At 67.2% G+C, this 25,315-nt stretch carries 18 protein-coding genes and 4 pseudogenes; 10 read left to right on the plus strand and 12 right to left on the minus strand.

Annotated elements, in window-relative coordinates; translation table 11 throughout:
- Positions 1-73: 73 nt before the first annotated feature.
- Positions 74-1,072 carry a Bug family tripartite tricarboxylate transporter substrate binding protein gene (locus OJJOAM_RS22670; protein WP_422649926.1) on the plus strand — a complete coding sequence of 333 codons (999 nt, stop codon included), beginning with the start codon at positions 74-76 and terminating at the stop codon, positions 1,070-1,072.
- A 151-nt stretch (positions 1,073-1,223) separates the two neighbouring features.
- Entirely contained in the window at positions 1,224-2,699 is a 1,476-nt protein-coding gene (locus tag OJJOAM_RS22675) for a sensor domain-containing diguanylate cyclase (RefSeq protein WP_422649927.1), read from the plus strand.
- Between the two features lie 106 nt (positions 2,700-2,805).
- Here OJJOAM_RS22675 and OJJOAM_RS22680 read toward each other — a convergent pair whose 3' ends face one another.
- Complete coding sequence (locus tag OJJOAM_RS22680) at positions 2,806-4,950, minus strand: phosphocholine-specific phospholipase C (RefSeq protein ID WP_422649928.1); 2,145 nt, start codon at positions 4,948-4,950, stop codon at positions 2,806-2,808.
- A 311-nt stretch (positions 4,951-5,261) separates the two neighbouring features.
- Between OJJOAM_RS22680 and OJJOAM_RS22685 the strand changes: the two genes are divergently transcribed.
- Positions 5,262-5,432, plus strand: coding sequence for a hypothetical protein (locus OJJOAM_RS22685; RefSeq protein WP_422649929.1), 171 nt, complete (start codon positions 5,262-5,264; stop codon positions 5,430-5,432).
- A complete protein-coding gene (locus tag OJJOAM_RS22690) occupies positions 5,429-7,675 on the plus strand; it encodes a phosphocholine-specific phospholipase C (RefSeq protein WP_422649930.1) in 2,247 nt (748 codons plus the stop codon). The genes OJJOAM_RS22685 and OJJOAM_RS22690 overlap by 4 nt, the downstream gene beginning before the upstream one ends.
- Positions 7,676-7,720: 45 nt before the next feature.
- Here the strand turns inward: OJJOAM_RS22690 and prpR are convergent, their stop codons facing one another.
- Complete coding sequence (gene prpR / locus OJJOAM_RS22695) at positions 7,721-9,709, minus strand: propionate catabolism operon regulatory protein PrpR (RefSeq protein ID WP_422649931.1); 1,989 nt, start codon at positions 9,707-9,709, stop codon at positions 7,721-7,723.
- Between the two features lie 213 nt (positions 9,710-9,922).
- Between prpR and OJJOAM_RS22700 the strand changes: the two genes are divergently transcribed.
- The 5 genes and pseudogenes from OJJOAM_RS22700 to OJJOAM_RS22720 all read left to right on the plus strand — a co-directional run bounded on the left by OJJOAM_RS22700 (position 9,923) and on the right by OJJOAM_RS22720 (position 14,166).
- Positions 9,923-11,122 carry a CaiB/BaiF CoA transferase family protein gene (locus tag OJJOAM_RS22700; protein ID WP_422649932.1) on the plus strand — a complete coding sequence of 400 codons (1,200 nt, stop codon included), beginning with the start codon at positions 9,923-9,925 and terminating at the stop codon, positions 11,120-11,122.
- A gap of 11 nt (positions 11,123-11,133) precedes the next feature.
- Positions 11,134-11,559, plus strand: a pseudogene (locus OJJOAM_RS22705) (hydroxymethylglutaryl-CoA lyase); the annotation flags it as partial.
- A 97-nt stretch (positions 11,560-11,656) separates the two neighbouring features.
- Positions 11,657-12,055 carry a hypothetical protein gene (locus tag OJJOAM_RS22710; protein ID WP_422651028.1) on the plus strand — a complete coding sequence of 133 codons (399 nt, stop codon included), beginning with the start codon at positions 11,657-11,659 and terminating at the stop codon, positions 12,053-12,055.
- A gap of 107 nt (positions 12,056-12,162) precedes the next feature.
- Positions 12,163-13,131 (plus strand): Bug family tripartite tricarboxylate transporter substrate binding protein, encoded by a 969-nt coding sequence (locus tag OJJOAM_RS22715; RefSeq protein ID WP_422651029.1) that lies wholly within the window; start codon positions 12,163-12,165, stop codon positions 13,129-13,131.
- Between the two features lie 49 nt (positions 13,132-13,180).
- A pseudogene (locus OJJOAM_RS22720) lies at positions 13,181-14,166 on the plus strand (Bug family tripartite tricarboxylate transporter substrate binding protein).
- On the opposite strand, the gene pip reads toward OJJOAM_RS22720, so the two are convergent.
- From pip to OJJOAM_RS22740, 4 genes are all read right to left on the minus strand, one after another.
- Positions 14,138-15,124, minus strand: a complete 987-nt coding sequence (gene pip / locus OJJOAM_RS22725) for a prolyl aminopeptidase (protein ID WP_422649933.1) — start codon at positions 15,122-15,124, stop codon at positions 14,138-14,140. The pseudogene OJJOAM_RS22720 and the gene pip sit on opposite strands and share 29 nt — an antisense overlap.
- A gap of 156 nt (positions 15,125-15,280) precedes the next feature.
- Entirely contained in the window at positions 15,281-16,033 is a 753-nt protein-coding gene (locus OJJOAM_RS22730) for a DUF2182 domain-containing protein (protein WP_422649934.1), read from the minus strand.
- Positions 16,021-16,791, minus strand: a complete 771-nt coding sequence (locus OJJOAM_RS22735) for a DUF1326 domain-containing protein (RefSeq protein WP_422649935.1) — start codon at positions 16,789-16,791, stop codon at positions 16,021-16,023. Before OJJOAM_RS22735 ends, OJJOAM_RS22730 begins: the two co-directional genes overlap by 13 nt.
- A gap of 386 nt (positions 16,792-17,177) precedes the next feature.
- On the minus strand, positions 17,178-18,149 hold the full coding sequence (locus OJJOAM_RS22740) for a Bug family tripartite tricarboxylate transporter substrate binding protein (RefSeq protein WP_149315959.1): 972 nt from the start codon (positions 18,147-18,149) through the stop codon (positions 17,178-17,180).
- A 682-nt stretch (positions 18,150-18,831) separates the two neighbouring features.
- On the opposite strand from OJJOAM_RS22740, the gene OJJOAM_RS22745 reads away from it, so the two are divergent.
- Entirely contained in the window at positions 18,832-19,731 is a 900-nt protein-coding gene (locus OJJOAM_RS22745; protein ID WP_422649936.1) for an Rpn family recombination-promoting nuclease/putative transposase, read from the plus strand.
- A 105-nt stretch (positions 19,732-19,836) separates the two neighbouring features.
- On the opposite strand, the pseudogene OJJOAM_RS22750 reads toward OJJOAM_RS22745, so the two are convergent.
- The 6 genes and pseudogenes from OJJOAM_RS22750 to OJJOAM_RS22775 form a co-directional block, all read right to left on the minus strand.
- Positions 19,837-20,702: pseudogene (locus tag OJJOAM_RS22750) on the minus strand (metal-dependent hydrolase).
- 554 nt (positions 20,703-21,256) lie between these two features.
- On the minus strand, positions 21,257-21,631 hold the full coding sequence (locus tag OJJOAM_RS22755; protein WP_422649937.1) for a response regulator transcription factor: 375 nt from the start codon (positions 21,629-21,631) through the stop codon (positions 21,257-21,259).
- Positions 21,632-21,850: 219 nt separating this feature from the next.
- Positions 21,851-22,916: pseudogene (locus OJJOAM_RS22760) on the minus strand (porin).
- A gap of 19 nt (positions 22,917-22,935) precedes the next feature.
- Positions 22,936-23,208 (minus strand): XapX domain-containing protein, encoded by a 273-nt coding sequence (locus OJJOAM_RS22765; protein WP_422649938.1) that lies wholly within the window; start codon positions 23,206-23,208, stop codon positions 22,936-22,938.
- A 30-nt stretch (positions 23,209-23,238) separates the two neighbouring features.
- On the minus strand, positions 23,239-24,861 hold the full coding sequence (locus tag OJJOAM_RS22770; protein WP_422649939.1) for an MFS transporter: 1,623 nt from the start codon (positions 24,859-24,861) through the stop codon (positions 23,239-23,241).
- Positions 24,858-25,292 (minus strand): DoxX family protein, encoded by a 435-nt coding sequence (locus OJJOAM_RS22775; RefSeq protein ID WP_422649940.1) that lies wholly within the window; start codon positions 25,290-25,292, stop codon positions 24,858-24,860. Before OJJOAM_RS22775 ends, OJJOAM_RS22770 begins: the two co-directional genes overlap by 4 nt.
- Positions 25,293-25,315 lie beyond the last annotated feature (23 nt).

Raw genomic sequence — 25,315 nt, forward strand, 5'->3', positions numbered from 1 at the left:
GAACAGCCACTAAGATGGACCGGCAGCAGCGGACCCCAAAGCGGACCCCAAAACAACAGCCGGAGACATCAGCATGGATCGACGACAGTTCCTCGGCGCGGCGGCCTGCGCCACCGCGACGCTCGCGGCAACCGGCCTGGCGCCAAGCGCATGGGCGGCGGATTGGCCGAGCCGGCCGATTCGGCTGGTGGTCGCCTACCCGCCGGGCGGGGGCACCGACGTGGTGGCGCGCCTGTTCGCCGATTACTTCACGAAGGTCATCGGCCAGTCGGTCGTCGTGGAAAACAAGCCGGGCGGGGCGACGATCCCCGCCACGCAGGACGTGATCCGCGCGAAGAACGACGGCCACACCTTGCTGGTCACGCTGGGCTCGTCGGCGACCTCGGGTGCTCATATCAACCGCGTGCCGTACGACCCGCTGACCGATCTGACCGCATTGGCGGAGCTGGGCAAGGCGCCGGTCGTGATGGTGGCGAACAAGGACGCGCCGTTCTCCACGCTGAAGGAACTGATCGCCTGGTCCAAGGCCAATCCCGGCAAGCCGCTGCATTCGGCGTCGTACGGGCCGGGAACGTCGTCGCACTTCGGGCCGCTGCTGTTCAACCGGCTGTCCGGCACCCATATCGAGCCGGTGCTGTACAAGGGCTCGGCGCCGGCCACGCAGGATCTGGTCGGCGGCGTGGTGCCGTTGATGATCGACGGGCTGACCACGGGCGTGCCGCTCTATCAGGCGGGCAAGACCAAGGTGCTGGCGACCACGATTCCGGAGCGATCCGAACTCGCCCCCGGCTCGCCGACGTTCCGGGAACTGGGATTTCCCGAGATGGAGCAGTTGAGCGGCTATTTCGCGCTGTTCGGTCCCAAGGCCATGCCAAAGGACACCGTCGAGGCGGTATCGGCAGCTGTGCGCAAGGTGCTGGCCGACCCGGCCTATCACAAGCGGCTGGCGGGCGTCGGCGTCTTGCCGCCGCAGGCCGTCACGCCAGAGGCCTTTGCCACGCAGATCAAGACCGATCATGCACGGTGGGGCAAGTTCATCAAGGACATCGGCTTCAAGATCGACGGAACCTGAACCCCTCCACGATGGCGGGTTTCCCATCCGGGGCGTGGTGCCCTATGCTACGGGCTTTGCGTGGCTTGCCAGGGCAGAGCAAGCACAGCACAGCCGGCCCATCCGGCCCGGTTGCGAGCGCCACGCCAGCCTGGAAACAGAGGAATCCGCCTTGAAGGCCGAAAGCAGCGCGTCGACCGTCGACGACTACCAAAACCTGTTCGATCTCGCGCCAGTCTCGTTGTGGCTCGAAGACTATAGCGACCTGAAACGGCATCTCGATGGCCTGCGGGCCGCGGGCGTCACCGATCTGCGCGCCTACCTGCATGACCATCCCGACGAGGTTGCCCGTTGTTCGTCGCTGATGCGCATCGTCAATGTCAACCGCCGCACGCTGGAGCTCTACGGCGCCCGGGATCTCGCCGATCTGGTCGGAAATCTGGACAAGGTGTTCCGCGACGACATGTTCCAGCAGCACGTCGAGGAACTCGTGGACCTATGGGAAGGCCGCGGCGTCTTCGGCGGCCAATCGGTCAATTACACGCTCGATGGCCAGCGTCTCGATATCCAGCTGTCCGGCCGCGTGCTGCTGGGTCACGAGCAGCATTGGGACCGCGTGCTGCTGTCGATCGACGACATCACGCAGCGCCAGCGCGCCGAGCGCGAGCTGCGCAATAGCCGGCAATACGCGCTCGGGCTGTTCGAGCACTCGCCGGTGTCGCTGTGGGTCGAGGACTTCAGCGCCGTCAAGGTGTTGCTCGACGAGGTGCGCGCCGCCGGCATTACCGATTTCCGGACCTTCCTGAACGTCCATCCCGATTTCATCGCGCGCTGCATGCAGGAAATCCGCGTGATCGACGTCAACCAGCAGACCCTGCTGATGTTCAGCGCGCCGTCCAAGCCGGTGCTGCTGTCCCGGCTGGGCGACGTGTTCCGCGACGACATGCAGCAGCACTTCGCCGAGCAACTGGTCGATCTGTGGAACGAGAAGCTGTGGCAGCAGCGCGAGGTCGTCAACTATGCGCTGGACGGCCGCCAGGTCGATGTGTACATGCAGTGGTCGGTATTCCCCGGGCACGAGGCCGAATGGGACCAGGTGCTGGTGTCGCTGACCGACATCACCGCGCGCAAGAAGGCCGAGGCCTACGTGGAATTCCTCGGCAAGCACGACGTGCTGACCAAGCTGTACAACCGCGCCTATTACGAGGATGAGCTGGCGCGGCTCGGCCGCAAGGGTCCGTGGCCGGTCAGCGTGATCGCCGTGGATCTGAACGGACTCAAGCAGATCAACGACAACCTTGGCCACGGCGATGGCGATGCGCTGCTGCGCCGTGCGGGAGAGGCCCTGAAGAAGGCGGTCGGCGACGGCTTCTGCATCGCCCGCGTCGGCGGCGACGAGTTCATGGTGCTGCTGCCGGACCGCGACGAGCATGCCACGGCCTCGATCGTCGCGCAGATCGAGCAGGTCGTCGAACTGAACAACCAGTTCTATCCGGGCGCGGCGCTGAACTTCGCGATCGGCGCGGCCACCTGCGCGGTCGGCGAGCGCCTGACCGATACGGTCAAGCAGGCCGACGCGCGCATGTATGCGGCCAAGCGGGCGTACTACGAAAAGCTGCGGGCGGAGCGGGAGCGCCGCAGCAGCTGAGTCACGTCACCAAGGTCGCACCAAGCTCAGCCCCAACCTCACCAACAAGCCGCCGCTAACCCGGCCGCTAAGCCCGTCGCTAAGCCAAGCTCCGCCGCCGGCCCCGTCAGTCGCGTTCGCCCATCGCCGGGTCCGACACCAGGTCCTTGCCGGTCTCGATCCGCCCGGCAAAACGGCGGCGGAAGCTGCCTTGCTGCGTGGTCACCGTGAAGTCGTACCAGTTGCCCTGCGAGCCGACCGGCCAGTGCTGGTCCAGCTGCTTGCCGGCCGGGACTTCGAAGGTCCAGGGGCCGTCGTTGCGATAGGCGTTCGGCACCACGGTGAAGGTGCAGGCGCTGGCGCCGGCGTTGATCATCGTCAGGTAGACCGCCGCGTTGGCGATGTCGTAGCAGACGCGGATTTCCGGCGCGCTGGCACCCGCGGTGCCCAGCGTGCTGACGTCGCCGCGGAAGCTGCGATGGAAGCCATTGGGTCCCAGTACGAACAGATCGTAGCGGCCTTCGTCGCCGGCAAAGACGTCGTAGCGGCCATCGAGCTGCTTGCCCGGTTCGACGGTGTAGCGGCGCGGCACGCGGTCCAGATGCAGCCGGTCGTAAACGTGGAACACCGCCGCCGCCGTTCCGGTATTGCTGAACAGCAGCCACATCGCGCGGCCACTGGCATCTTCCCGGCCGCTGACGTGGAGTTCGTATGGCAGCGCGCGCGAGGGGCGGGTTCCGGTCGCCTGCGCCGGCAGCTGCTGCGCGGTCGTCGGCGGCAGCGGGACCTGCGGCAACTGGCCCTGGGCGGTGCGGATCGCATCGGCGCTGGTCTTGTCCCGCGTCGGCAGCGCCGGCAGCGTCTCGGTATTCGGATTGACGAAGTTGAACGCCGAGAGCAGATCGCCGGCGATCGCGCGGCGGTACGCGCTGATATTCGGCTCCATCACGCCAAAGCGGGCTTCGAGGAAGCGCAGCACCGACGTGTGGTCGAACACCTGCGAATTGACCCAGCCGCCGCGGCTCCATGGCGATACCACATACATCGGCACGCGCGGGCCGGGACCATAGGGCTTGCCGTCGGTGTGATATTCGCCGTCGGTCGCCACCGTCGACGCGCCGGCCAGCGTGCCGTTGTCGAACGCGGGCGCGCAGGGCGGCGGCACGTGGTCGAAGAAGCCGTCGTTCTCGTCGAAGTTGATCAGCAGCACGGTGCGGCTCCAGACCTCCGGATTGGCCGTCAGCGCGTTCAGCACCTCCTGCGTATACCAGGCGCCCTGCACCGGGCTCGATGGCCCGGGATGCTCGGAGTAGGTGGCCGGCGCCACGATCCACGACACCTGCGGCAGCGTTCCCGCCGCGATATCGTCCTTCAGTGCCTGCAGAAAGCCGCCATCCGGCATCGTGTTGCCGATGCCCTTGATCAGCGGGCTGATCGATTCGTCGGCCGGCGTGTACGGCGGATACGGGCTGCCATTGGGCTGATTGCCGCGCGCCGCGTTGGCATCGCGGTATTGCTTGAAACCCGCCAGCGGATTGTCGGTGAAGTTGTCCGGCAGGTTCTGATAGACCTTCCAGCTGACACCGGCGGCCTGCAACCGTTCCGGATACGTGGTCCAGCGGTAGCTGATGCTGGTCGCATCAAGCGAATCGCCACGGTTGTCGATCACCGGGCCGCCCATCGCGCCGGTCGGATCGTTGGTGCCGGTCCAGTGGAACAGGCGGTTCGGATTCGTGCCGCCATGGAACGAGCAGAAGTACGCGTCGCAGATCGTGAAGGCGTTGGCCAGCGCGTACTGGAAATCGAGTTCGGCTTCGGTATAGAAGCCCATCGAATGCGGCTCCTTGTACGTGGGCCATTGGTTCATGCGGCCCAGGTCCCACGCGTCCTGCGCATCGGGATAGCTGTGCGGCGTGCCGCTGACGCGCTGCGCGTTGCCGGCGCTGCTGTCCAGGTGGTAGGGCAGCACGATGCGGCTGACGCCGTTCTCGGTGTAGGTCTGCTCGAAGACGTTGCGGCCGCCGGCCAGTGGAATGGGAAAGCGGTCGCCAAAGCCGCGCACGCCCTTCATCGTTCCGAAATAGTTGTCGAACGAGCGGTTCTCCTGCATCAGGATCACGACGTGCTCGACATCGCGGATGGTGCCGGTGGCGTTATTGGCGGGGATGGCAAGGGCGCGGCGGATCGCGGGCGGGAACGCGGCGAGCGTGGCGGAAGCGGCGGCGCCGGTGCTGGCGATCTTCAGGAATTGACGACGGCTGTTCGATGGCATGGCGAAAGGCGGCTGGGATGGCGGGATGGTACCGGCAGGGCGGCGATCGGGAAACCATTGGCGCCGGCGCCCGAGGCAGCGGGGCGCCGGACAGCCGAAGCCGGCACCGTACCGAACGGCGATGTCAGCGCCATGACGCCGCGATGACAAGCACCAATTCGCAACAGTGCTCGCGTTCTGCGTCGGGTCACAGTGCCGTCATGCACGCGCACTAGGCTGGCGGGATTTTCCGAAGCCGGAAAAAACGTTCCCCCCTTCTTTCCACGCCAGCGAAGGTCCCAATGCAAGCCCTGAGAATGACGAGAGCGCTGTTGGCCGTTCTTCTGACCACCGCCGTGCTGACCGCCTGCGGCGGCGACGACGACAAGCCGGGCGAAACGCCCAAGCCCCCCCGAGACGCCCAAGCCGGAACTGCGCTGCGCTCCCTGAGCGCGATCCGCACACAGCCCTCCGACTCCGCCCACAACAACAAACAGAAATGACCTCCCGCCGCAGATTCCTGCAGGCGAGCGCGGCCGCCGGCTTTTCGGCCGCGGCGCTCGCCGCCTTTCCTCCCAGCATTCGCCGCGCGCTGGCCATTCCGGCCAACAATGCCACCGGCACCATCATGGACGTGCAGCACGTGGTGATCCTGATGCAGGAGAACCGCTCGTTCGACCACTACTTCGGCACGCTGAGCGGCGTGCGCGGATTCGGCGACCGCATCACGATCCCGATGCCGAACGGCCGCAAGGTCTGGCAGCAGGAGCGCGCCAACGGCACGGTGATCACGCCCTACCATCTGGACGGCACCGCCAACAACGCGCAGCGCGTCGCCGGCACGCCGCACTCGTGGAAGGATAGCCAGGAGGCCTGGGATCAAGGCCGCATGTCGCGCTGGCCGGTCGCCAAGACCGACACGTCGATGGGCTATTACAAGGAGCAGGAGATCCCGTTCCAGTTTGCGCTCGCCAATGCGTTCACGATCTGCGACGCCTACCACTGCTCGATGCATACCGGCACCGACGCCAACCGGGCCTTCCATCTGACCGGTACCAACGGGCCGGTGCCGCAGAACGTGGCCTTCGTCAACAACGAGTGGGATGCGATCAACGGCATCCCGTCGGACGCGAACATCGGCTACACGTGGAAGACCTACGCCGAGCGGCTGGAAGAGGCCGGCATCAGCTGGATCAGCTACCAGAACATGCCGGACGAGTGGGGCGACAACATGCTCGGCGCCTTCCAGACCTTCCGCCGCGCCAATCTGGCGTCGGGCTTTCCGGTGTCGAGCGGCGGTGCGCCCGGCGCACCGTACAACGATACGGGCCAGCCGCTGCCTTATCACGCCTACGATGCGGCGACCGACAACGCCGGCAATCCGCTCTACAAGGGCGTCGCCAACACGCTGCCGGGCAGCCGGCCGGACCAGTATCTCGACGCCTTCAAGCGCGACGTGCGCGAAGGCAAGCTGCCGCACGTATCGTGGATCAATGCGCCGTCGATCTACTGCGAGCATCCCGGGCCCTCGAGCCCGGTGCAGGGCTCGTGGTTCCTGCAGGAAGTTCTCGATGCGCTGACCGCCAATCCGGAGGTCTGGAGCCGGACGGTCCTGATCGTCAATTTCGACGAGAACGACGGCTATTTCGATCACGTGCCCTCGCCGTCGGCGCCGTCGCGCAATCCCGATAACACATACGCCGGCAAGACCACGCTGAGCGAGGAAGAACTGGCGCCGGAGTATTTCACGCAGCAGCCGCCGCAGGGCAGCACCAGCCAGCCGGCGCCGGACGGCCGCGTCTACGGGCCGGGACCGCGCGTTCCGCTTTACGTGATCTCGCCGTGGAGCCGCGGCGGCTGGGTCAATTCGCAGGTGTTCGACCACACCTCGGTGCTGCGCTTCCTCGAGGCCCGCTTTGGCGTGCAGGAGCCGAACATCAGCCCCTTCCGGCGCGCCGTCTGCGGCGACCTGACCAGCGCCTTCAATTTCAAGACGCCGAATACCGAGGCGCTGCCGACGCTGGCGGGCCGCACCACGCGCGATGCGGCCGACGCGCTGCGCGCCGCGCAGCAGCGGCTGCCGGCCGTGCCGGTGCCGCGCGACATGGCGCTGCCGCTGCAGGCGCCGGGCACGCGTCCTTCGCGCGCGCTGCCCTACGAACTGCATACCAGCGCGCGCTGCCAGGCGTCGGGCCAGGCGTCGGGCCAGGTGGAGTTGCTGTTCTCGAATACCGGTACGCAGGCCGCCGTGTTCCACGTCTACGATGGCCACAAGCTGGACCGCATTCCGCGCCGCTATATGGTCGAGGCCGGCAAGACGCTGTCCGACATCTGGAACGCCGGGGCAGACAATTTCGGCCGCTACGATCTGTGGGTGCTCGGTCCCAACGGCTACCACCGGCACTTCAAGGGCGACCTGAACCGGCTCGGCGCTGCGCAGGCCGCCCCTGAGATCCGTGTCTGCTACGACATCGCCAACGGGGACGTCTACGTGGACCTGCTCAATCCGGGCGCCGCCGCGTGCCAGTTCGCCATCGCGCCGCTGGCCTATCGCACCGACGGCCCCTGGCAGGTCGACGTAGCCGCGGGCGGCACGGCCTCGCGGCACTGGTCGCTGGCCGACAGCGGCCAGTGGTACGACTTCGCGGTGACATGCAGCAGCGATCCGGCCTTCTATCGCCGCTTTGCCGGCCGGGTGGAAACCGGGCGGCATACGGTCAGCGACCCGGCGATGGGCGAGGTCTGACGGGGCGGATCAGTCGTCAGGCGAGTCGTGAGGCGAGTCGTCAGGCTAGTCGTCGGGTGCGATGGGCGGCGCGGCTTGCCCGCTCGCTTCCTTCACCCATCGCCATAACGTCGCGCGGCTGATGCCCAGCCGCTGCGCGGCCTGCTGGCGGTTGCCGCCGCAGGCCGCCAGCACCTCCAGCACCCGCGCGCGAGACGCGGCGCTGGCGCCGGGGCCTGAGCCAACGTCCGAGCGAATATCCGAGCGAATATCCGAGCCCCCGCTATCCAACCCATAAAGCTCGGGACAGTCGTGACGCAATTCGCCGAACGCGATTGCGTCGACGTGCGACCACTGCGAGAAGAACACCGCCATCCGTTCGCACAGGTTTTCGAGTTCCCGCACATTGCCCGGCCAGCGGTAGGCCAGCAGCCGCTCACGCAGCGGCGCAAGCAAGGCCGCCGCGTCGAGGCCGCTGTCAAGCCGGTCCAGGCTGCGCCGCAGCAGCACGGCGGCCAGCGCTTCGATGTCCTCCGTGCGCTCCCGCAGCGGCGGCAGGCGCAATTGCAGCGTGTTGATCCGGTAGTAGAGGTCCTGGCGGAATTGCTTCGCCGCGATTCGCTGCGGCAAGGGCTGGTGGGTCGCCGCGATGATGCGCACGTCGACGGGAATCGGTACCCCGCCGCCGAGCCGCACGATCTCACGCTCCTGCAGCACGCGCAGCAGCCGCGTCTGCAGCGAGACCGGCATGTCGCCGATCTCGTCGAGGAACAGCGTGCCGGTGTGGGCCGCTTCGAACAGGCCGCGCTTGCCGCCGCGGCGCGAGCCGGTGAACGCGCCTTCTTCGTAGCCGAACAGTTCGCTCTCGAGCAGCGCCTCCGGAAAGGCCGCGCAATTGACGGCGACGAACGGCTTGCCGGCGCGCTTGCTGTCGTTATGGATGGCCTGCGCGAACAGCTCCTTGCCGACGCCGCTTTCGCCGGAGATCAGCACGGTCAGATCGGTCCGCGCGAAGCGCCTGGCGGTTGCGCAGGCCCGTAGAAAGGACGGACTGCTTCCGATCAAATTGTCGAAACGATGGCGCGCGGTCGGTTGATGGCGGCGCTGCTGGCTGCGCAGGCTGGCGTCGGCATCCTGGATATTGCGCGCGTCGTAGAGCGTCAGGGCGGCACCCACCGTATCGCCGTGCTCGCGAATCGGGGTGCGATTGGCGATCCAGTCGCGCTGGGCGTAGCGCAGCACGCTGCCGCGCTCCTGCAGGCCGCTGTCCAGCGTGCTCTGCAGCGACAGCGCCGGCTCGATGTCGTCCAGATGCTGGCCGAGCAAGCGGGCGCGCACGCGTCCCAGCAGCTTCTCCATCGGCGGATTGATCGCGATCAGGCGATTGTCGCGATCGACCGCCAGCACGGCTTCCTGCAGGTTGTGCAGCACGCCGTTCAGCTGCTCGTAGCGGCCCGCCTCGAGCCGGGCGACACGCGCCAGCTCGATCGCGTCCTCGATGCCCTGGCGCACCGCGCCGAGCGAGTAGGCGAGGCGGCCCTGCAAGCCATACTGCTCGGCCAGCTCCACCACGATGCTCGAGCCGACCACCACTTCGTAGCCGTCGCGGGCCAGCAGTTCAAAGCACTGCCTGGCCTCGTCGGGTGTGCGGTAGGCGTACTGCGCCACCTTGATCTTCAGCAGGTCGCGCACCGCATCGAGCTCCGGGATGCACGCGCCGTACATCACCACGCCGACCTTGGACGAGATGCGTCGCGCGTTGAGCAGCGCCAGCAGGATGTCGAAGCCGGACAGCTTGATGGTGGCGACCGGCGCCACCACCGCGTTGCGCAGGATGGTGGCGTTGGCGCCGGCGCTGATCAGCGCGTCGGTCGAGCCATCGCGGATGCGCTCGCGCGCGGCGTCGAGGGCCGCCTCGAACGAGGCGTTGACCACCTCGATCTCGGCCCGGTCCGCGTATTCGTCCAGCACGGTCATCGCGAACCGGCTCAGGTGCTTGTAGCTGATGAAGCAAAGCCGCGGCCGGGTGCCGCGGTCGTTCGGGGTGTTGCGCATGGTCTCCTCGCCGGCGGTCTGCGCGTTTCGTCCCGCCTCGAAGCTCAGGCCGCGCGCTTTCGCCGTGTTTCATCGATGTCTCGCCAGTGTTTCATGAAACAGTGAAACGCGAGTAACAGAATGAATAGTTCCGAATAATCAAGCGGTTAGGGCGCCTGGCAAAGGTGGCATGGGGCTTGCGGAACAAGTCGCATGCTACTGACGGAGAAAAGAATGCAGGCGCTCAGCCATATCACCGTAGTGGATTTGACCCACATGCTGTCGGGCCCGTACGGCACGATGCTGCTGGCCGATCTCGGCGCGCGCACCATCAAGGTCGAGCCGCCCGGCGTCGGAGAGGGGACGCGGCGGCTGCTGGCCGAGAGCGAGGACTATGCGCGCGACGGCATGGGCGCCTACTTCCTGACGCTGAACCGCAACAAGGAAAGCGTCTGCATCGACCTGAAGTCCGACGCCGGCCGGGCGGTGTTCCTGGATCTGGTGCGGCATGCCGACGTGGTGTTCGACAACTTCAGTGCCGGCGTCACCGAGCGGCTGGGGATCGATCATGCCGCACTGTCCCAGGTCAATCCGCGCATCGTCACCTGTTCGGTGACCGGCTTCGGCCAGACCGGCCCGGACCGGCAGCAGCCAGCCTTCGACCAGGTCGTGCAGGCGATGGGTGGCGGCATGTCGATCACCGGCATGGCGGATGGACCGCCGGTGCGCAGCGGCATTCCGATCGGCGATCTGGGCGGCGGCGTGTTCGGCGCGATCGGCGTGCTGGCGGCGCTGGCCGAGCGCGAGCGCAGCGGCGTGGGACAGCACGTCGATATCTCGATGCTGGATGCGCAGATCTCGCTGCTGAACTACATGGCGACGATGCATCTGATGTCGGGCATCGTGCCGGAGCGGATCGGCAACAGCCATTTCGTGCACGTGCCGTACAACACCTATCCCACCCGCGACGGCCACATCATCATCGCCTGCATCGGCGATGCGTTCTTCGAGCGCTTCCTGAGCGTGATCGACCATCCCGAGTTGCGCCGCCCGGAATATCTGCGCCAGCCGGGCCGCTACGCCGACAAGGACCGCATCGACGCGATCATCGGCGATGTGCTGCGCGGCGAGTCGTCGGCGTATTGGCTCGACCGGCTGCGCCAGGCCCGCATTCCGTGCGGCCCGGTCAATGACTTCGCCCATGCGCTGCGCGAACCGCAGGTGCTCGACCGCGACATGGTGGTCGAGGTGGAGCTCAAGACCGGCGAGACGGTGCGCATGCCGGGCAATCCCGTCAAGCTGTCGCGCGCGGCCGCGCCGGCGTACAGCTGCCCGCCCGCGGTCGGCGAACACACCGAGGCCGTGCTGCGCGATCTGCTCGGCTACGACGCCGATCGGCTGGAGCGATTGCGCGCCGCGCGTGCGGTCGCATGACGGAGGCGACGATGGAGCGGGAAACGATCGTTATCACCGATGTCGCGCCACGCGATGGGCTGCAGAACCAGGCCGTGGCGATTTCGACCGAAGGGAAGCTGGAGCTGGTCCGCCGCCTTGCCGCGTCCGGTGTGCGCAGCGTCGAGGCGACCAGCTTCGTCTCGCCCCGCGCGGTACCGCAGATGGCCGATGCGGCCGACGTGGTGGCCCGCTTGCGCGGGGAGCTGCCCGATCTGCGTCTGTCGACGCTGGTGCCGAACCGCAAGGGACTGGAGCGCGCGCATGCCGCTGGCGCGCCGGAGATCGCCGTGGTGCTGTCCGCGACTGAGACCATGAACCTGCGCAACATCAATATGGATCTGGCGCAGGCCACCGCGGTCAGCGAGGAGACGCTTGCCCACGCACGCGAGCTCGGCCTGCGCACGCGAGCCTATATCGCGGTCGCGTTTGTCTGTCCGTTCGAGGGCGAGGTGCCGCTCTCCACCGTGGTCCGGCTGGCACCAGCGCATGCGCGAGGCCGGTGCGCAGGAGATCGTGATTGCGGACACCATCGGTGCCGCCGCACCGGCCGGAGTCAAGGCGCGCTTTGCCGCGCTGGCCGACATCATCGAGATCGACCGGCTCGCGGTCCATCTGCACGATACGCGCGGCCTCGGTGCCGCCAATGCGTGGGCCGCGCTCGAAGCGGGCGTGCGGCGCTTCGACGCCAGCGTCGGCGGCATCGGCGGCTGCCCCTTCGCCCCCGGCGCGGCCGGCAATCTGGCGACCGAGGACCTGGTGCTGATGGCGGAGCAGAGCGGCTTCGCGACCGGTATCGCGCTCGAGGGCCTGCTCGATGCGGTCGGCTACGCGGAGGCCCTGCTGGGACGTCCATTGGGCGGGCGATCCAGCGCATGGCTGCGGCGCCAATACGGGGCTGTCCCGCCGACGTGAGTCCGCCGTCCAGATTCACGCCACAGCCCCAGCAAGCCCCGACAAGCAAAACAAGCACACCGAGCACAACAAGCACAACACACAACGAACACAACAGGAGACAACCGATGCTGAACCATCGCTGGATGCGCGCGGCCATGATGAGCCTGGCTTGCCTTGCCGCCGCCGTGCCTTGGGGCCACGCCGCCGCCAAATGGCCCGACAAACCCGTCACGCTGATCGTGCCCTATGCCCCAGGCGGCGGCACCGATATCGTCAGCCGGCTGGTGGCGCAGAAGCTGTCGGAGCGCTGGGGCCAGTCGGTGGTGGTCGAGAACCGCCCCGGCGCCAACGGCGTGATCGGCACCGGCCACGTCGCCAAGTCGGCGCCGGATGGCCACACCTTGCTGATGGTGGTCGGCTCCCACGCGATCAATCCGGTGCTGATGAAGAGCCTGCCGTATGACACCGCCAAGGGCTTCACGCCGATCACGCGGCTGGCGGTGTCGCCGATGGTGCTGGTGGTCGCCAAGTCGAGCCCGTACAAGACGCTGAACGACCTGGTGGAGGCCGCGCGCAAGCAACCGCTCGGCGTGGGTTATTCGGAGGGGCAGACCCGCCTGACCGGCGAGCTGCTGCGCCAGGTCGGCAAGCTGCAGACCATCCCCGTGTCGTACAAGGGCGGGGCGCAGATCATGGTCGACATCATCGGCGGCCATCTCGCCTCGGGCTTTACCAGCGTGCTGACCGCCTTGCCGCACGTCACCGGCGGCAACCTGCGCGTGATCGGCGTTGCCGCGGACGAGCGGATGCCGATCTTCCCCGACGCGATGACGTTCAAGGAAGCCGGCCTCGATGGCGTGCAGTCGCTGAACTGGTATGGCCTGTTCGGACCCGCCGGCATGCCCGCGGCCACCGTCGAACAGATCCACCGCGACCTGCGCGAGGTCACGGCCGACCCAGCGGTCGCCAAGCAGATGCGGGACCAGGGCGCCGCCATCGTGCTGACCCCGCCGGACGCGTTCCGCGCGTTCATCGGCAGCGAAACGCAGAAGTGGGCCGAAGTGGCACGCCGCGGCGGCATTCGCCCCGAGTAGCGCAGCGCGGGCGCAACGGCCCGCGATATAACGAGCAGGAGGAGACAAGATGCAACGCCGCAAACTGATTCAGGCGCTGGGGGCCGCCGTGCTGGCGCTCGCCGCGGCGCCGGGCTCCAACGCCCTGGCCCAGGACTATCCGGCGCGGCCGATCCGCTTGATCGTGCCGTTCGCTCCCGGCGGCGTCTCGGACACCAGCGCGCGCGTGATCGCCGACAAGCTGGGCCAGCGGCTCGGCCAGCAGGTCGTGGTCGACAACCGTCCGGGGGGCGTCGGGCAACATCGGCACCGCGATGGCCGCGCAGGCGGCGCCCGATGGCTATACGCTATTGCTCGGCTTCGACGGCACCATGGTGATCAACCCGCATGTGTTCGCCAAGGTCCCGTTCGATACGGTCAAGGACTTCGTGCCGATCAGCAAGATCGGCGATGCCGCGCTGATCCTGATCACCCATCCGTCGGTGCCGGCGAGGAACCTGACCGAGCTGGTGGCGTACTCGCGGACCACCTCGGCGGGCCTGTCCTATGGCAGCGCCGGCACCGGCAGCACGCCGCATCTGGCCGGCGAACTGCTGAAGGCGCGCACCGGGCTGAACATGGTCCACGTGCCCTACAAGGGCGGCGGACAGGCCATGGGCGATCTGGTCGGGGGGCACGCTGCCGGTGCTGTTTACCGCGGTGGCCGGCGCGCAGCAATACGTGAAGAACGGCAAGGTCAACGCGATCGCGGTGTCCGCTGCGAAGCGCGTGCCGTCGCTGCCGGACGTGCCGACGCTGGCGGAGTCGGGCGTGCCCGGCTTCGTCAGCGACTCATGGGTAGGGCTGCTGGCGCCTGCCAATACGCCGAAGGAGATCGTCGACAAGCTGGCGCGCGAGCTCAATGCGGTCGTCAATATGCCCGATACCCGCGAGCGGCTGGCGACGCTGGGGATCGTGCCGTCGGGCAATACTTCGGAGGCCTTCGCCAGCGAGATCCAGAACGACCTGAAGAAGTACAGCGAGATCGTCAAGACCGCGAAGATTCGCGTGCAGTGAGGGCTTGCGCGTCGGCGAAGCGATCGGTCGCGGCGATCAGCTGATCGAGGATGCCCGGCTCCGTCCACGCATGGCCGGCGCCCTCGATCAGATGGAAGTCGGCCTGCGGCCAGGCCTGGTGCAGCGCGTAGGCATAGCGCGCCGGGCATGGCATGTCATAGCGGCCATGCACGATGACGCCGGGAATGCCGGCCAGCTTGTGCGCATCGCGCAGCAGCTGGCCTTCCTCCAGCCAGCAGCGGTGCGTGAAGTAGTGGTTTTCCAGCCGGGCAAACGCCAGCGCGAAATGGCCCTCGTCGTGCTTGGCGGCGATCGCCGGATCGGGCAGCAGCGTAATGGTCTCGGCTTCCCACACGCTCCATGCGCGCGCGGCTTCGATCTGTTTGGCCTTGTCCTCGCCGGTCAGCAGCTTGCGGTAGGCCGCCATCATGTTGCCGCGCTCGGCGTCGGGCACCGGCGCCTGGAAGCGTGCCCACTTGTCGGGGAACATCTCTGAGACGCCGTATTGGTAGTACCAGTCGAGCTCGGCCTGCGAGACCGTGTAGATGCCGCGCAAGACCAGCTCGCTGACCCGCTCAGGATGCTTCTGCGCATAGGCCAGCGCCAGCGTCGAGCCCCACGAGCCGCCGAAGACGAGCCAGCGTTCGGCGCCGGCCAGCGCGCGCAGCCGCTCGATGTCGTCGACCAGATGCCAGGTGGTATTGGCTTCGAGCCCGGCATGCGGCGTCGAGCGGCCGCAGCCGCGCTGGTCGAACAGCAATACGTCATAGCGTGAGGGATCGAACAGGCGCCGATGGTCGGGCGAGATGCCGCCGCCCGGCCCGCCGTGCAGGAACACCGCCGGCTTGGCGCCGGGCGTGCCGGCACGCTCGTAGTAGATGACGTGGCCATCGCCGACATCGAGCGTGCCGGTCTCGTAGGGTTCGATTTCGGGATAGAGCGTGCGCGGCGAGGGCATGGATGCGGTCTCCGAGGGGGAATACCGCAGTGTACCGGCGTCGCCGGCCACGACAGCGACGATAGCCACTACAGCGACAGCCGCGACAGGTTGGCCAACCAGGCCAACGGATCAGGTCGACGGCGCGGGCCGACACATCAGATCGGTCAGGCGGGTTCAGGCCGCCATCGGCGCCGCGGCAAGCCAGATCAGTAGCGCGCCTGCTGCGATCAGCACGATTCCGGACAGGCGCGCCAACTGCAGGCCGGCGGGCCCGACCTTCTCCAGCAACACGAGCAGGGCCAGCGCAGCGACCCAGACCAGGGCCATCACGCCTGTAGCGAACAACACCCCCATCAGCGCCCAGCAGCACCCCAGGCAGAACGCGCCATGCCGCATGCCCATCGTCAACGCACCACGCTTGCCGTCGCGCCAGTTCGTCATCAGGAAACCGAGCGGGCTGCGGCAGTGGGTCAGGCAGGCCCGCTTCCATGGCGTCAGCTGGTAGAGGCCCGCGGCGCAAAGGATCGCGCCCGCGGCCACGCGGCTCGACATCGCCATCGTGGGCGACAGCAGCATGGCCTCGTGCAGGGCCCATTGCACCAGCGTCATGGTCGCGCTGAAACCGGTCCAGACGGCCAGATAGCCGAGCCCGAAGCAGAGCACAGTCGCCGGCAGCCTGCGCTTCTCGCGCCGGCGTTGCAGCCCGGCGTAGACCAGCATCACCGGCGCGGCGGCTGGCGCCATCATGCCGATCATCATGACGACCCACATCGCGAAGGTGTAGAGCAGGTCCGCGGCCGTCCACCGCATGGGCATGTCCTTGCCCATGCCCATGCCGGCCATCATGGCGTCGTGATCCGCGGTGGAGGTCATCGACCGGTCCAGATGGATCAGATAGCCCCACGCGAGCGCCGCTATGGCGAGCATGCAGGCCCAGCCGAACAGCCGGTCGCGCCGCCGCAATGCGCCGTACCGGGCGGCGTCCCGACCGCCGTCTCCATCGCCGTCCCGATCGTTGTCCCGAACGCCGGCTGGTAGCGGCACCGCGCCGGCGGGCTCAGGCTCCCCTGCCAGGAGAATGGCGCATATTGGCCATTGTTGCGGCCGCTGTCGTCGTCCCAGACCATGCCAAGCGCATGGACGTGGCTGCGTGCGGGGCGCGCCAGCGCGACGCGGTCCGCTGCCGGGTGGCCGGTGTTATCCAGATGGATCGGCTCGGTCGCATTCGGATTGATGCCCATCACGCCTTCGGCCGCCATGTCGACCAGGTTCGGCGCGGTGACCGACCAACTGCGGCTGTTGCGGTCGAAGCGGATCTGCGCCGATTCCACGCCGGCGAACGAGCCGACCAGCGGAGCGAGCGCCGCCATTGGCCCGCCCGCGGCGCCGCTGGCAATCGCGGTGATCGCATCACGCTGTGAGGCATCGGCGCGTTCGTCGACGATCACGCCGACGGACCAGTTGCCCTTGCCCATTTCCTCCGGCGTCGAGCCCAGCACGATAAAGCCGAGCCCATCGAGCGAAACCTCGCCATAGCGTCCCTGCTCGATCTGGAAGCCCATGGCGAAGATGCAGTGGCCCTTGGTGGGCGGCGCCGCCAGTTGTCCGGGCAGGCAGGGACAGATGAAGTCGCAGTTGCAGGTCTCGTAATACTGACCCTCGATGTTCCAGTTGGGCGTGGCCATGGTTTGCCTCCTTGCCTTGCGTCCCGGACCGCACTCGCGTACCGCGGTGGAGCGGGCAGTACGTGGCGTCTCGGTTTCGCGTGTACCGATTCACTGGAATATAGGTGAGCGGGCGGCGGATGCCGGCGGGGCCGGCAAAGTCAGTGATTTTTGCCTCGGGATGGCGCGCGAGAGCGGTGGTGCGGGGAAGGTGGCAGTGCGGGAACGGCGGCAGTGCGGGGAGGCGGGGAACGGGGAACGGGGGAGGCGGAGAGATGGAGAGATGGAGAGATGGAGAGATGGAGAGATGGAGAGATGGAGAGATGGGGCGCCGGTGCCGCCGGCGAGGCGGCGGCACCAGGATCATGCAGGCGTCGGCGAGACGCCCGGCGAAGCTGCGCTGCGGGTTATTCCACCGTCGCGCCGGATTCCTGCACGATGGTCTTCCACTTCTTGTAGTCGGACTGGACCAGATCGGCGAACTGCTTCTGCGACATCAGCTTCGGCTCGGCGCCCTGCTCGTGAATCGCCTGGATCATTGCCGGCGTGGCGAGCTGCTTGTTCACCTCGGCGGCCAGCTTGTCGACCACCTCGCGCGGCGTTTTTGCCGGCGCGAAGATGCCGTACCACGTGCTGACGTCGACCTGCTTGTAGCCGCTTTCGGCCAGCGTCGGCACATCCGGCAGCGAGGTGCTGCGCGTGGCCGAGGTCACGGCCAGCGCGCGCAGCTTGCCCGCCTTGATCTGCGCCATGGCCGACGGCACCGAGGCCACCATCAGGTCCACGTTGCCGGCGATGGCATCCATCATCGCGGCGTTCGAGCCCTTGTACGGCACGTGCAGCAGCTTGATGCCCGCCGCCTGGCTGAAGATCTCCGCGGCCAGATGAATGGTCGTGCCATTGCCCGGCGAGCCGTACTTGATTGAGCCGGGCGCGCGCTTGGCGGCGGCTACTACGTCGGCGATGTTCTTGAACGGCGAATTGGCCGGCGCGACGATCATGATCGGGGTATAGGCGACGTGCGTCACCGCGACCAGATCCTTGCTCGGATCGTACTTGACCGTCTTGTACAGCCACGGGGCGACGACGAGGTTGTCCTTCTGGCCCATCACCAGCTCGTAGCCGGTCGGCGCCGCGCGCACGACCTCGGCAATGCCGATGGTGCCGCCGGCGCCCGGACGATTGTCCGGCACCACGGTCCATTTGGCGCTCTGGGTCAATTGATTGGCGACGAGGCGGGACAGGATATCGGTGCCGCCGCCCGGAGGAAACGGAATCACCAGTCGGATCGGCTTGGCAGGCCAGGCCGTGTCGGCCTGCACCGGGGCGACGGCGGCCATGCCGCAGGCCGCCAGAAGGGCGAGCAACGCCTTCTTCATCGTCTGTCTCCTTGTTTGGGATGTCCCGAACCAGTCGTGTTGCTGGCTTGTCGCGGCCGGATGGCGCCGGTCCCGCTGGGCTGGAGCAAGTCTAGAGGGCGGGAGTGGAGCGGGCGAAGTCATATTTTCAGAGACCAGATATGCGTTTTAAAAATAGCGGAGGTTACCACTAACGGCGGTGGGAGGGAGATGGATCGGTCTAAGGAGGGCCATCGCGGGCGCTGAAGGAGGTAGGGAACGGGCAGCCGCAATCGCCCGAAGCGCCCGGCGCATGCAGTGCTTCGCCGCGCGTCCTATAGAGGTCGCCACCTGTTAAAACAGCGGCATTTCTGGCAAGCGTTGTAGCCGATCGGCTGGCAACTTATGGGGACGTTGGCCTCTGCCGAACCTCGTTGTTCTTGCCATATGAACCGCTACCATGAACCGCTATCCTGACCACTCTCCGGCTCGTTATCTCGCAAGTTATCCCGCGTGTTATCCCGCCAGTCAGTCCGCCGGCTGCTATCCCGTTCGCCTTCCCGCGCGATGCTCGGTTGCCCGTTCGCCGGGGCAGGCTAACTGCTATTCGACCCTGCGCCACCGTCCCGATCCGATATGCCACCGGGTAGCCGATCCCGGGAGAACACTGGACGGTGATCATGCACCTGCGACAGTCCGCGACCACGATGCCTCATACAAGCTCGTGTTCTCATTCCGCGAAGTCGTCCGCGACCTGATACACGGCTTCATCGGCAACCCATGGCTTCGCTCGCTCGACTGGAATTCCCTGGAGCCGGTGTCCGCGAACTATGTGTCGGACCGGCTTCGTCGCGGCATCAACGATGTGGTCTGGCGAATCAACGTCCCGGGTCAGGACCAGCCGCTGTACTTGCTGATCGAATTCCAGAGTCGGAACGATGCCGACATGGCGGCGCGCATGCTGGCCTATGTCGGCATGTTCTACCGCGATGCGAGCCGCCGGCGCGACCGAAGGCGCGGGCAAAGTTATCCGCCGGTCCTGCCTATCGTGCTCTATAGCGGCAACACACGATGGCGCGCCAGTACGGAGATTGCGACGATGATCTCGGCCGTGCCGCAGTCCATGGCGAGTCACCAGCCGCGCTTGAACTATTGCCTGATCGACCGTACGCGCTACACGGATGCCGAACTGGCGGCGAAGCGAAATCTGGTGGCAGTGCTGATGCGATTCGAACGGGCCGAGAGCATCGAAGCCATGCTGGAGCCGTTGCGGCTGGCGAGGGAATTGACGGCACACAATGCCGCCCTCGACGAGGCAATGACGGCGTGGTTCGCTGCCCTGACCCCGAATGCTTTGCATTTAACGGAAGTACATAACCTGATGGAGTTCGAAATGGAAATGTCGGCAAGGTTTCATCGGTGGGCGCGGGAGTACGCGAAGAAGGAGGTCGAGAAGGGCATCGAGAAGGGGGGTTCACATCGGCAAGGCCGAAGCGCTGCAAAGGGTCCTGCAGCATCGTTTCGGCCCATTGTCCACACGCGTTGTCGCCAAGCTGGAGGCCGCCTCAACGGATCAACTGGACGCCTGGCAGGACCGGGCATTGGAGGCGGCGTGCCTGGATGACGTATTTCGCGCCTGAACCGCGCAAATGAGGCGCGAGAACGCGTAGGGCCGAGACTGGCCACAGGGCGATGCCCTTCCTTCAGCCTCGGCCGCGTCGGCGGAGATTCAGAAATCCACTTTCTGCCCCGGCTCCGGCACGATGACGCGGGTCGCATCCGTGGCGCCCAGCGCCGCGGTGAACTCCGCCGGCGTGCCGCGCAGCATGGGGCTGGTCAGATAGTGGATCGGGATCGCATACCGGGGGCGGATCATCTCGCGCACGGCGATCGCCGCCTCGCGCGGCCCCATGGTGAAATGCCCGCCAATGGGGATCAGCACCAGGTCCGGCTTGTAGAGGTCCGCCACCAACCGCATATCGGCGAACAAGCCGGTGTCGCCCATGTGCCAGATGCGAAAGCCGTTCTCCATCTCGATGATGTAGCCCACCGGCTCGCCGCCGTAGTGGACCTCGTCCTTGCCCGAGCTCGGGTTCTTCCAGGCCAGCTCGGAAGAGTGCTCCGCATGCACGGCGGTGATCTTCGGACCGTTGGCACCGAAGGGCGCGACCGTACCGCTCTTGCCGAAGCGCTGCGACAGGTTGGCCGGCACCATGCCGAGGCTGACGAGCGTCTGCCCCATGCCGCCGCCGTTGTAGATCGGCGCGTTATGCATCTTCGCCAGCGCCGGCGCATCGCCAAGGTGGTCGCCGTGGGCATGCGTGACCAGGATCAGATCGACCTTGCCGAGCGTCTGCAGCTGCTTGAATGGGGCGGGCGTCTTGGGGTTCCCCTGTCAGCCAGGGATCGATCACGATGACCTTGCCGCCGGGCGTCGTGATGCGCGTGGCGGCCTGGCCCAGCCACAGGACCTCGGTTTTGCCTGCGGCCGTCTTGCCCGCGGCGGACGGCAGGAGGGCCGGTGTGGAGGCGGACGTCGCGGTGGGGGGCGGTCGGGCCTGTAGGCGCGGTGGCGCATGCACCGAGCAGCGTCAGCAGGGCGGCGAGCAGCAGGGGACGGGCTTGTGGCACGGCTTCCTCCGGGCGTTGTAGGCGAAGCTGGCAAGGACGGCGTAGCGACTACCAAAGCGACTGGCAAAGGCCAGTATTGGCACGCGTCATGTCAGTGTCAACCTGGTGGTCGACGGGGGGGTTAGCCTGCCGGGTGCTACGAATGGAAAGAGCGCGAGCCGGGTTGCTGTAAAAAAAGCCGATTGCTTGGGTGCCAGCCGGCCCCGGAAGGGCGCTCTCGCTGCCCTGCCCAGAATAGACGGCGCTATGGGGCTATTCGTCCTTGCATGGCGAGAGCGGCAAGGGCTGAACCGGTGTCTTGACCACCGTGGCATCGGCGCCTTGCGTCACCTTGGAAACGGACAGAAGACATGCTCGAATCATCTTGTCTTGTTGCGCGAGTGGGGGTTTGGTTCGATGGCACGACCTCCAAGCCCCTGTTAACGGCGTTAGGACTGCAAACTTGCGTTCACTCTGACGTCCAGTCGATTCGCGCTGAATCGGCACGCAACGCCCAGCTAAGGCGCGTCTGCAGCGGACTAGCAGCTCTCCTGCCGCCCGGACAAGGACAACGCCCGCTCGATGCACCGGATGATCTCCGTATCCTCGAACGGCTTGTTCACGAAGCACGCGGCGCCGGCCGCGCGGGCGCGCTGCTCGTGGCCTTGCTCGGAGAATGCCGTCATGAAGATGATCGGCACATGGCAGCCGCGCGCGCGCAGCGCCTCGCACAGCGCGAAGCCGTTCATCTTCGGCATCTGCACGTCGGTGATCACGCAGGCGACCCCGCCCAGCGTGGGGGACCCAAGCAATTCCGCGCCGCTGCCGTAGAGTTCGACCGCCAGGTCGAAGGACCGCATCAGTCTCCCCATGGCGTCTCTGACGGAGGCGTCGTCGTCGACGATGGCAATCACGGGGGGCGAAGTCACAAGGGATCCTTGAAGAATCTGGCGCGATGGCGAGGGGGCCGGTCCCTCCACCGCTTGATCGAAGCATACTGCGGCTCGACGCGGCGCCCAATCATACGGTGGTATGTCAGTGGTGACCCGACACGGCGAGATGGCGGCACGGCGAGGCGGCGACACGGCGAGGCAGGGGACGTCGAGCCGCGCCGGCTACCGCTTCCCGAAAAGCTAGAACGTATGCCGCACGCCAAGCGCGAACACCTGCGGGTCCGCTCCCGCCTGGATGCCGAGCTCGTTGATCGCGAAGTCGTACGTCGCGTTGCGCTTGTTGTCGATGCGGCTGTAGTAGCCATACAGCGCCGTGCGCCTGGAGAGCGGATAGTCGTAGCCCACCGTCCATTGCGTCGCGCCGGTCTGCGGGCCGCTGCGCAGGGAATCCCACCGTATCGGTCGACCCGCCCGTGCCATTGGCGGCGTACCCGAAGCCGAGCCGCACGCTGCCGGTGCCCAGCCTTTGCACCAGCGACGCATACCAGGCGTTGCGCTGCAGGTCGCCGGTGGCGGTCCTGTAGTGCAGGCGCTCGTAGACACCGGCGATGCGCGTACGGGGCAGCAGTTGCCACGCCACGCCAAGCTTGAATGCGTCGTCGTCGCGGCCGGCCGCCTGATAGTGCCGGTGGACCTCGTAGGCGACGGTCGCGTCGAGCGTGCCGCGTTGGTAGACCAGCGCCGCGGAGTAGAGCGACGGATTGCGCGCGACCGTTGTCCTTTCTTCCGGCAGGCCCCAGCCGAACCACAGGCTGGCGCCGCCGAACCGGGGCGAGCGGTATTGCACGATGTTCTTCTGGCGGCGATCGAACGAACTGGTGTTCTCGACATTGTCGGAAGTGGATGCCGACCCATTGCCGATCAGCGCCATATAGCCGGCGGTGGTGGGGTAGTACGGGTCGTAGCCCATCGTCGACTCGGTATATGGCGTGTGCCAGTGGCCCAGGAACAGCAGGCCGTAGTCGCCCTGCAGGCCGATGCGCGAATTCCGGCTGGCGATCTGGCCCTGACCCGAGTCGAGCGACAGATTGCTCTCGATCTGCCATAGCGTCTTCAGCGAAGCGCCCAGCGCCTCCTCGCCGCGCAGGCCGAACACGGAGCGATAGTTGCTCTGGCGCATGCCGCTGCCGAGGGCGGTGCCGTCGGTGGCGGTGCTCGCCCGCGTGTATTCGGTCGCCGTATTGAGGCGCCCGTAGACGGTGACCGAGCTGTCCGCCAGCGCAGAACCGCCCGCGATCGACAGCATGCCGGCGCAGCACAGCGCCTCAGTGCGCCGCATCGTCGTCCTTGCGATGGGCGGCGAGCGTCGGCCCCGGCGTGCCGGTAATCTTTGGCACGCACTCGGTGTGGAACCAGGCCACCGTGACGGGCTCGCCCGCCAGCATGCGCTTGACCGGCGGGATCAGCTGCTCGCCGATCAGCATGCCAAGCAGACCGATCAGCGCGACCGCCGGCGGCGCCGGCGAGCGGACCTGCATCAGCGCGTAGAGGATGCCGACCAGGACGCCGGCGCCAAGGGAAATGAGATAGATCTTCATGGCGGTCTCGCAATCGGGAGCAAATCGGATTCAGGTGCGCGTCGGCGGCAACCCGACGCCGAGCAGATGGCGCACGCGCGGCGGCTCGGCGCCCGTGTGGAAGCGGGCGATGTCGCGCTGCAGGTCGGCATCGGCGTGTGGCACGCGGCGGTGCTGGCGCAGATGCTCGGCCCACGATTCGACCAGGAACCATTCGGTCAGCAGTTCCGGGTCGGTCGGGTCTTCCATCACGCCCCAGCTGAAGGCCCCATCGCGCAAGCGCTCTTCCGACAGCTGGTGCACGGCCCGCAGGAAAGGATCGCGGTTGGCGGCCGGGATGCAGTATTCGATCAGGATCATCACCGGACCGCGGTCGTGCGCGATCTCGTCGGCCATCTCCGGCTCAGGCCAATGGTGTGCCGGGCCGAGGTCTTCCTCGCCGCGCGGCAGGCGTATCCGGTGCAGCAGCAGCGTCGCGACGATCAGGCCTGCGCCGGCGATCCACAGCGCATTTGGTGTGCCCAGCGCCTGCGCGACGAAGCCCCAGATCAGGCTGCCGCCCGCCAGCGCTCCGTTGAACACCATCTGGTAGACCGCCAGCGCGCGGCCGCGCACCCAGTTCGGCAGGATGGCCTGCGCCGCGCCGCCCAACGTGGTCAGCGCCGTGATCCAGGCCGCGCCGAGCAGCAACAACAGCGGCAGCGCGGCCCACACCGGCGGCGCGAGCGACAACGCGGCCATCACCGCGGCGGTGACCACCGCCGACAGCAGCACCAGGCCATCGGCATCGAGCCGCTTCTGCAGCGCCGGCATCGTCAGCGCACCGAGGATCGCCCCCGCGCCGACCGCGCCCAGCAGGATGCCGTAGAGCCCCGCGCCGCCGTGCAGCAGCTGGCGCGCCACCAGTGGAAGCAGGGCCCAGATGCTGCTGCCGAAGGCGAAATGCACCGCGGCACGCAGCAGCACGATATGCAGCTTGCTGTGCGCCCGGGTGAAACGCAGTCCGGCCCGGAACGCGCTGAAGAAGTGCTCGCGCAGCGGATCGCTGGCCTGCGCCGGGCGCCGCCACCAGATCAGCGCCGCGATCACGAACAGGTAGCTGAGCAGATCGGCGCCGTAGGTCGCCGCCGCACCGAACGCGGCCAGCAGCAGGCCGCCGGTGGCAGGACCGATGGCGCGCGCGATATTGACGCCCAGCGCGTTCAGCGCCACCGCCTGCCGCAGCGTGCTCGGTGGCACCAGCTCGGGCACGATCGATTGCCAGGTCGGTCCCATCATTGCCGCCCCGATGCCGCCGACGAAGGCCAGCCCGATCAGGATCTCGATGGTCAGCGCCTGCCGCCAGGCCAGCAGCATCAGCGTGCCGCTGAGCAGCGCGAGACCCACCTGGATCACGATCAGGAAACGGCGGCGATCGAGGATGTCGGACAGCACACCCGCGGGAATCGCCAGCAGGAACACCGGCAGCGTAGCGGCCGCCTGGATCGTCGCGACCGCGGCGGGCGAGGTCGACAGGTCGGTGGCCAGCCAGGCGCTGGCGACGTCGCGCATGAAGCTGCCGATATTGCCCAGGATGGTGGCGACCCACAGCACCGCGAAGGTCGGCTTGGCGAGCGGCGCGAAGGTGCCGGTCGGGGCCGGCGCGGCCGCGCCGGGTGGCACGCTGGTGCTCATGCCGGCCTCCGCGTACGCCAGTCGTGCCATGCCACCAGCAGGAAGCCGCCGACTAGGCCCAGATGTTCGAAGAAGGCGTTCGCCATCATGAACTGCGCCTCGGGCGGCACGCTCCAGAACCGGTTGGCGAGGAAGGTGGCGGCCAGCGTGAAGGCGGCCAGCGCCAGCGCGCCGAGCCAACGGCCGATTCCCGTCAGGATCATGGCGGCGGCCGCGAGTTCGACGGCGATGGTGGCTACCGCCATCGGCACCGCCGGGGTCAGGCCGAAGTGCTGCATCTCGGCGACGGCACCGGGGAAGTCGAACAGCTTGACCAGCCCTCCCTGCAGATAGGCTGCGCACAGCAGCAACAGCGCGATCCAGCGCAGCGAGCGCGGTAGCGTACCCGCATCGTCATCGGCCCGGGACGGCCGCGAGGTTGAATGCGTCATGTTCGTTCTCCGGTTGGCGTCTT

Origin of the sequence: Cupriavidus sp. H18C1, assembly GCF_049311595.1 — a bacterium.
Lineage (GTDB): Bacteria > Pseudomonadota > Gammaproteobacteria > Burkholderiales > Burkholderiaceae > Cupriavidus > Cupriavidus cauae.

Excerpts from the sequence above, each read along its gene's own strand:
- OJJOAM_RS22670 (WP_422649926.1), top strand. The coding sequence starts at position 74 with ATGGATCGACGACAGTTCCTCGGCGCGGCGGCCTGCGCCACCGCGACG.
- OJJOAM_RS22680 (WP_422649928.1), bottom strand. The coding sequence starts at position 4,950 with ATGCCATCGAACAGCCGTCGTCAATTCCTGAAGATCGCCAGCACCGGC.
- OJJOAM_RS22690 (WP_422649930.1), top strand. The coding sequence starts at position 5,429 with ATGACCTCCCGCCGCAGATTCCTGCAGGCGAGCGCGGCCGCCGGCTTT.
- prpR (WP_422649931.1), bottom strand. The coding sequence starts at position 9,709 with ATGCGCAACACCCCGAACGACCGCGGCACCCGGCCGCGGCTTTGCTTC.
- OJJOAM_RS22700 (WP_422649932.1), top strand. The coding sequence starts at position 9,923 with ATGCAGGCGCTCAGCCATATCACCGTAGTGGATTTGACCCACATGCTG.
- OJJOAM_RS22715 (WP_422651029.1), top strand. The coding sequence starts at position 12,163 with ATGCTGAACCATCGCTGGATGCGCGCGGCCATGATGAGCCTGGCTTGC.
- pip (WP_422649933.1), bottom strand. The coding sequence starts at position 15,124 with ATGCCCTCGCCGCGCACGCTCTATCCCGAAATCGAACCCTACGAGACC.
- OJJOAM_RS22730 (WP_422649934.1), bottom strand. The coding sequence starts at position 16,033 with ATGCTCGCCATAGCGGCGCTCGCGTGGGGCTATCTGATCCATCTGGAC.
- OJJOAM_RS22735 (WP_422649935.1), bottom strand. The coding sequence starts at position 16,791 with ATGGCCACGCCCAACTGGAACATCGAGGGTCAGTATTACGAGACCTGC.
- OJJOAM_RS22740 (WP_149315959.1), bottom strand. The coding sequence starts at position 18,149 with ATGAAGAAGGCGTTGCTCGCCCTTCTGGCGGCCTGCGGCATGGCCGCC.
- OJJOAM_RS22765 (WP_422649938.1), bottom strand. The coding sequence starts at position 23,208 with ATGAAGATCTATCTCATTTCCCTTGGCGCCGGCGTCCTGGTCGGCATC.
- OJJOAM_RS22770 (WP_422649939.1), bottom strand. The coding sequence starts at position 24,861 with ATGAGCACCAGCGTGCCACCCGGCGCGGCCGCGCCGGCCCCGACCGGC.
- OJJOAM_RS22775 (WP_422649940.1), bottom strand. The coding sequence starts at position 25,292 with ATGACGCATTCAACCTCGCGGCCGTCCCGGGCCGATGACGATGCGGGT.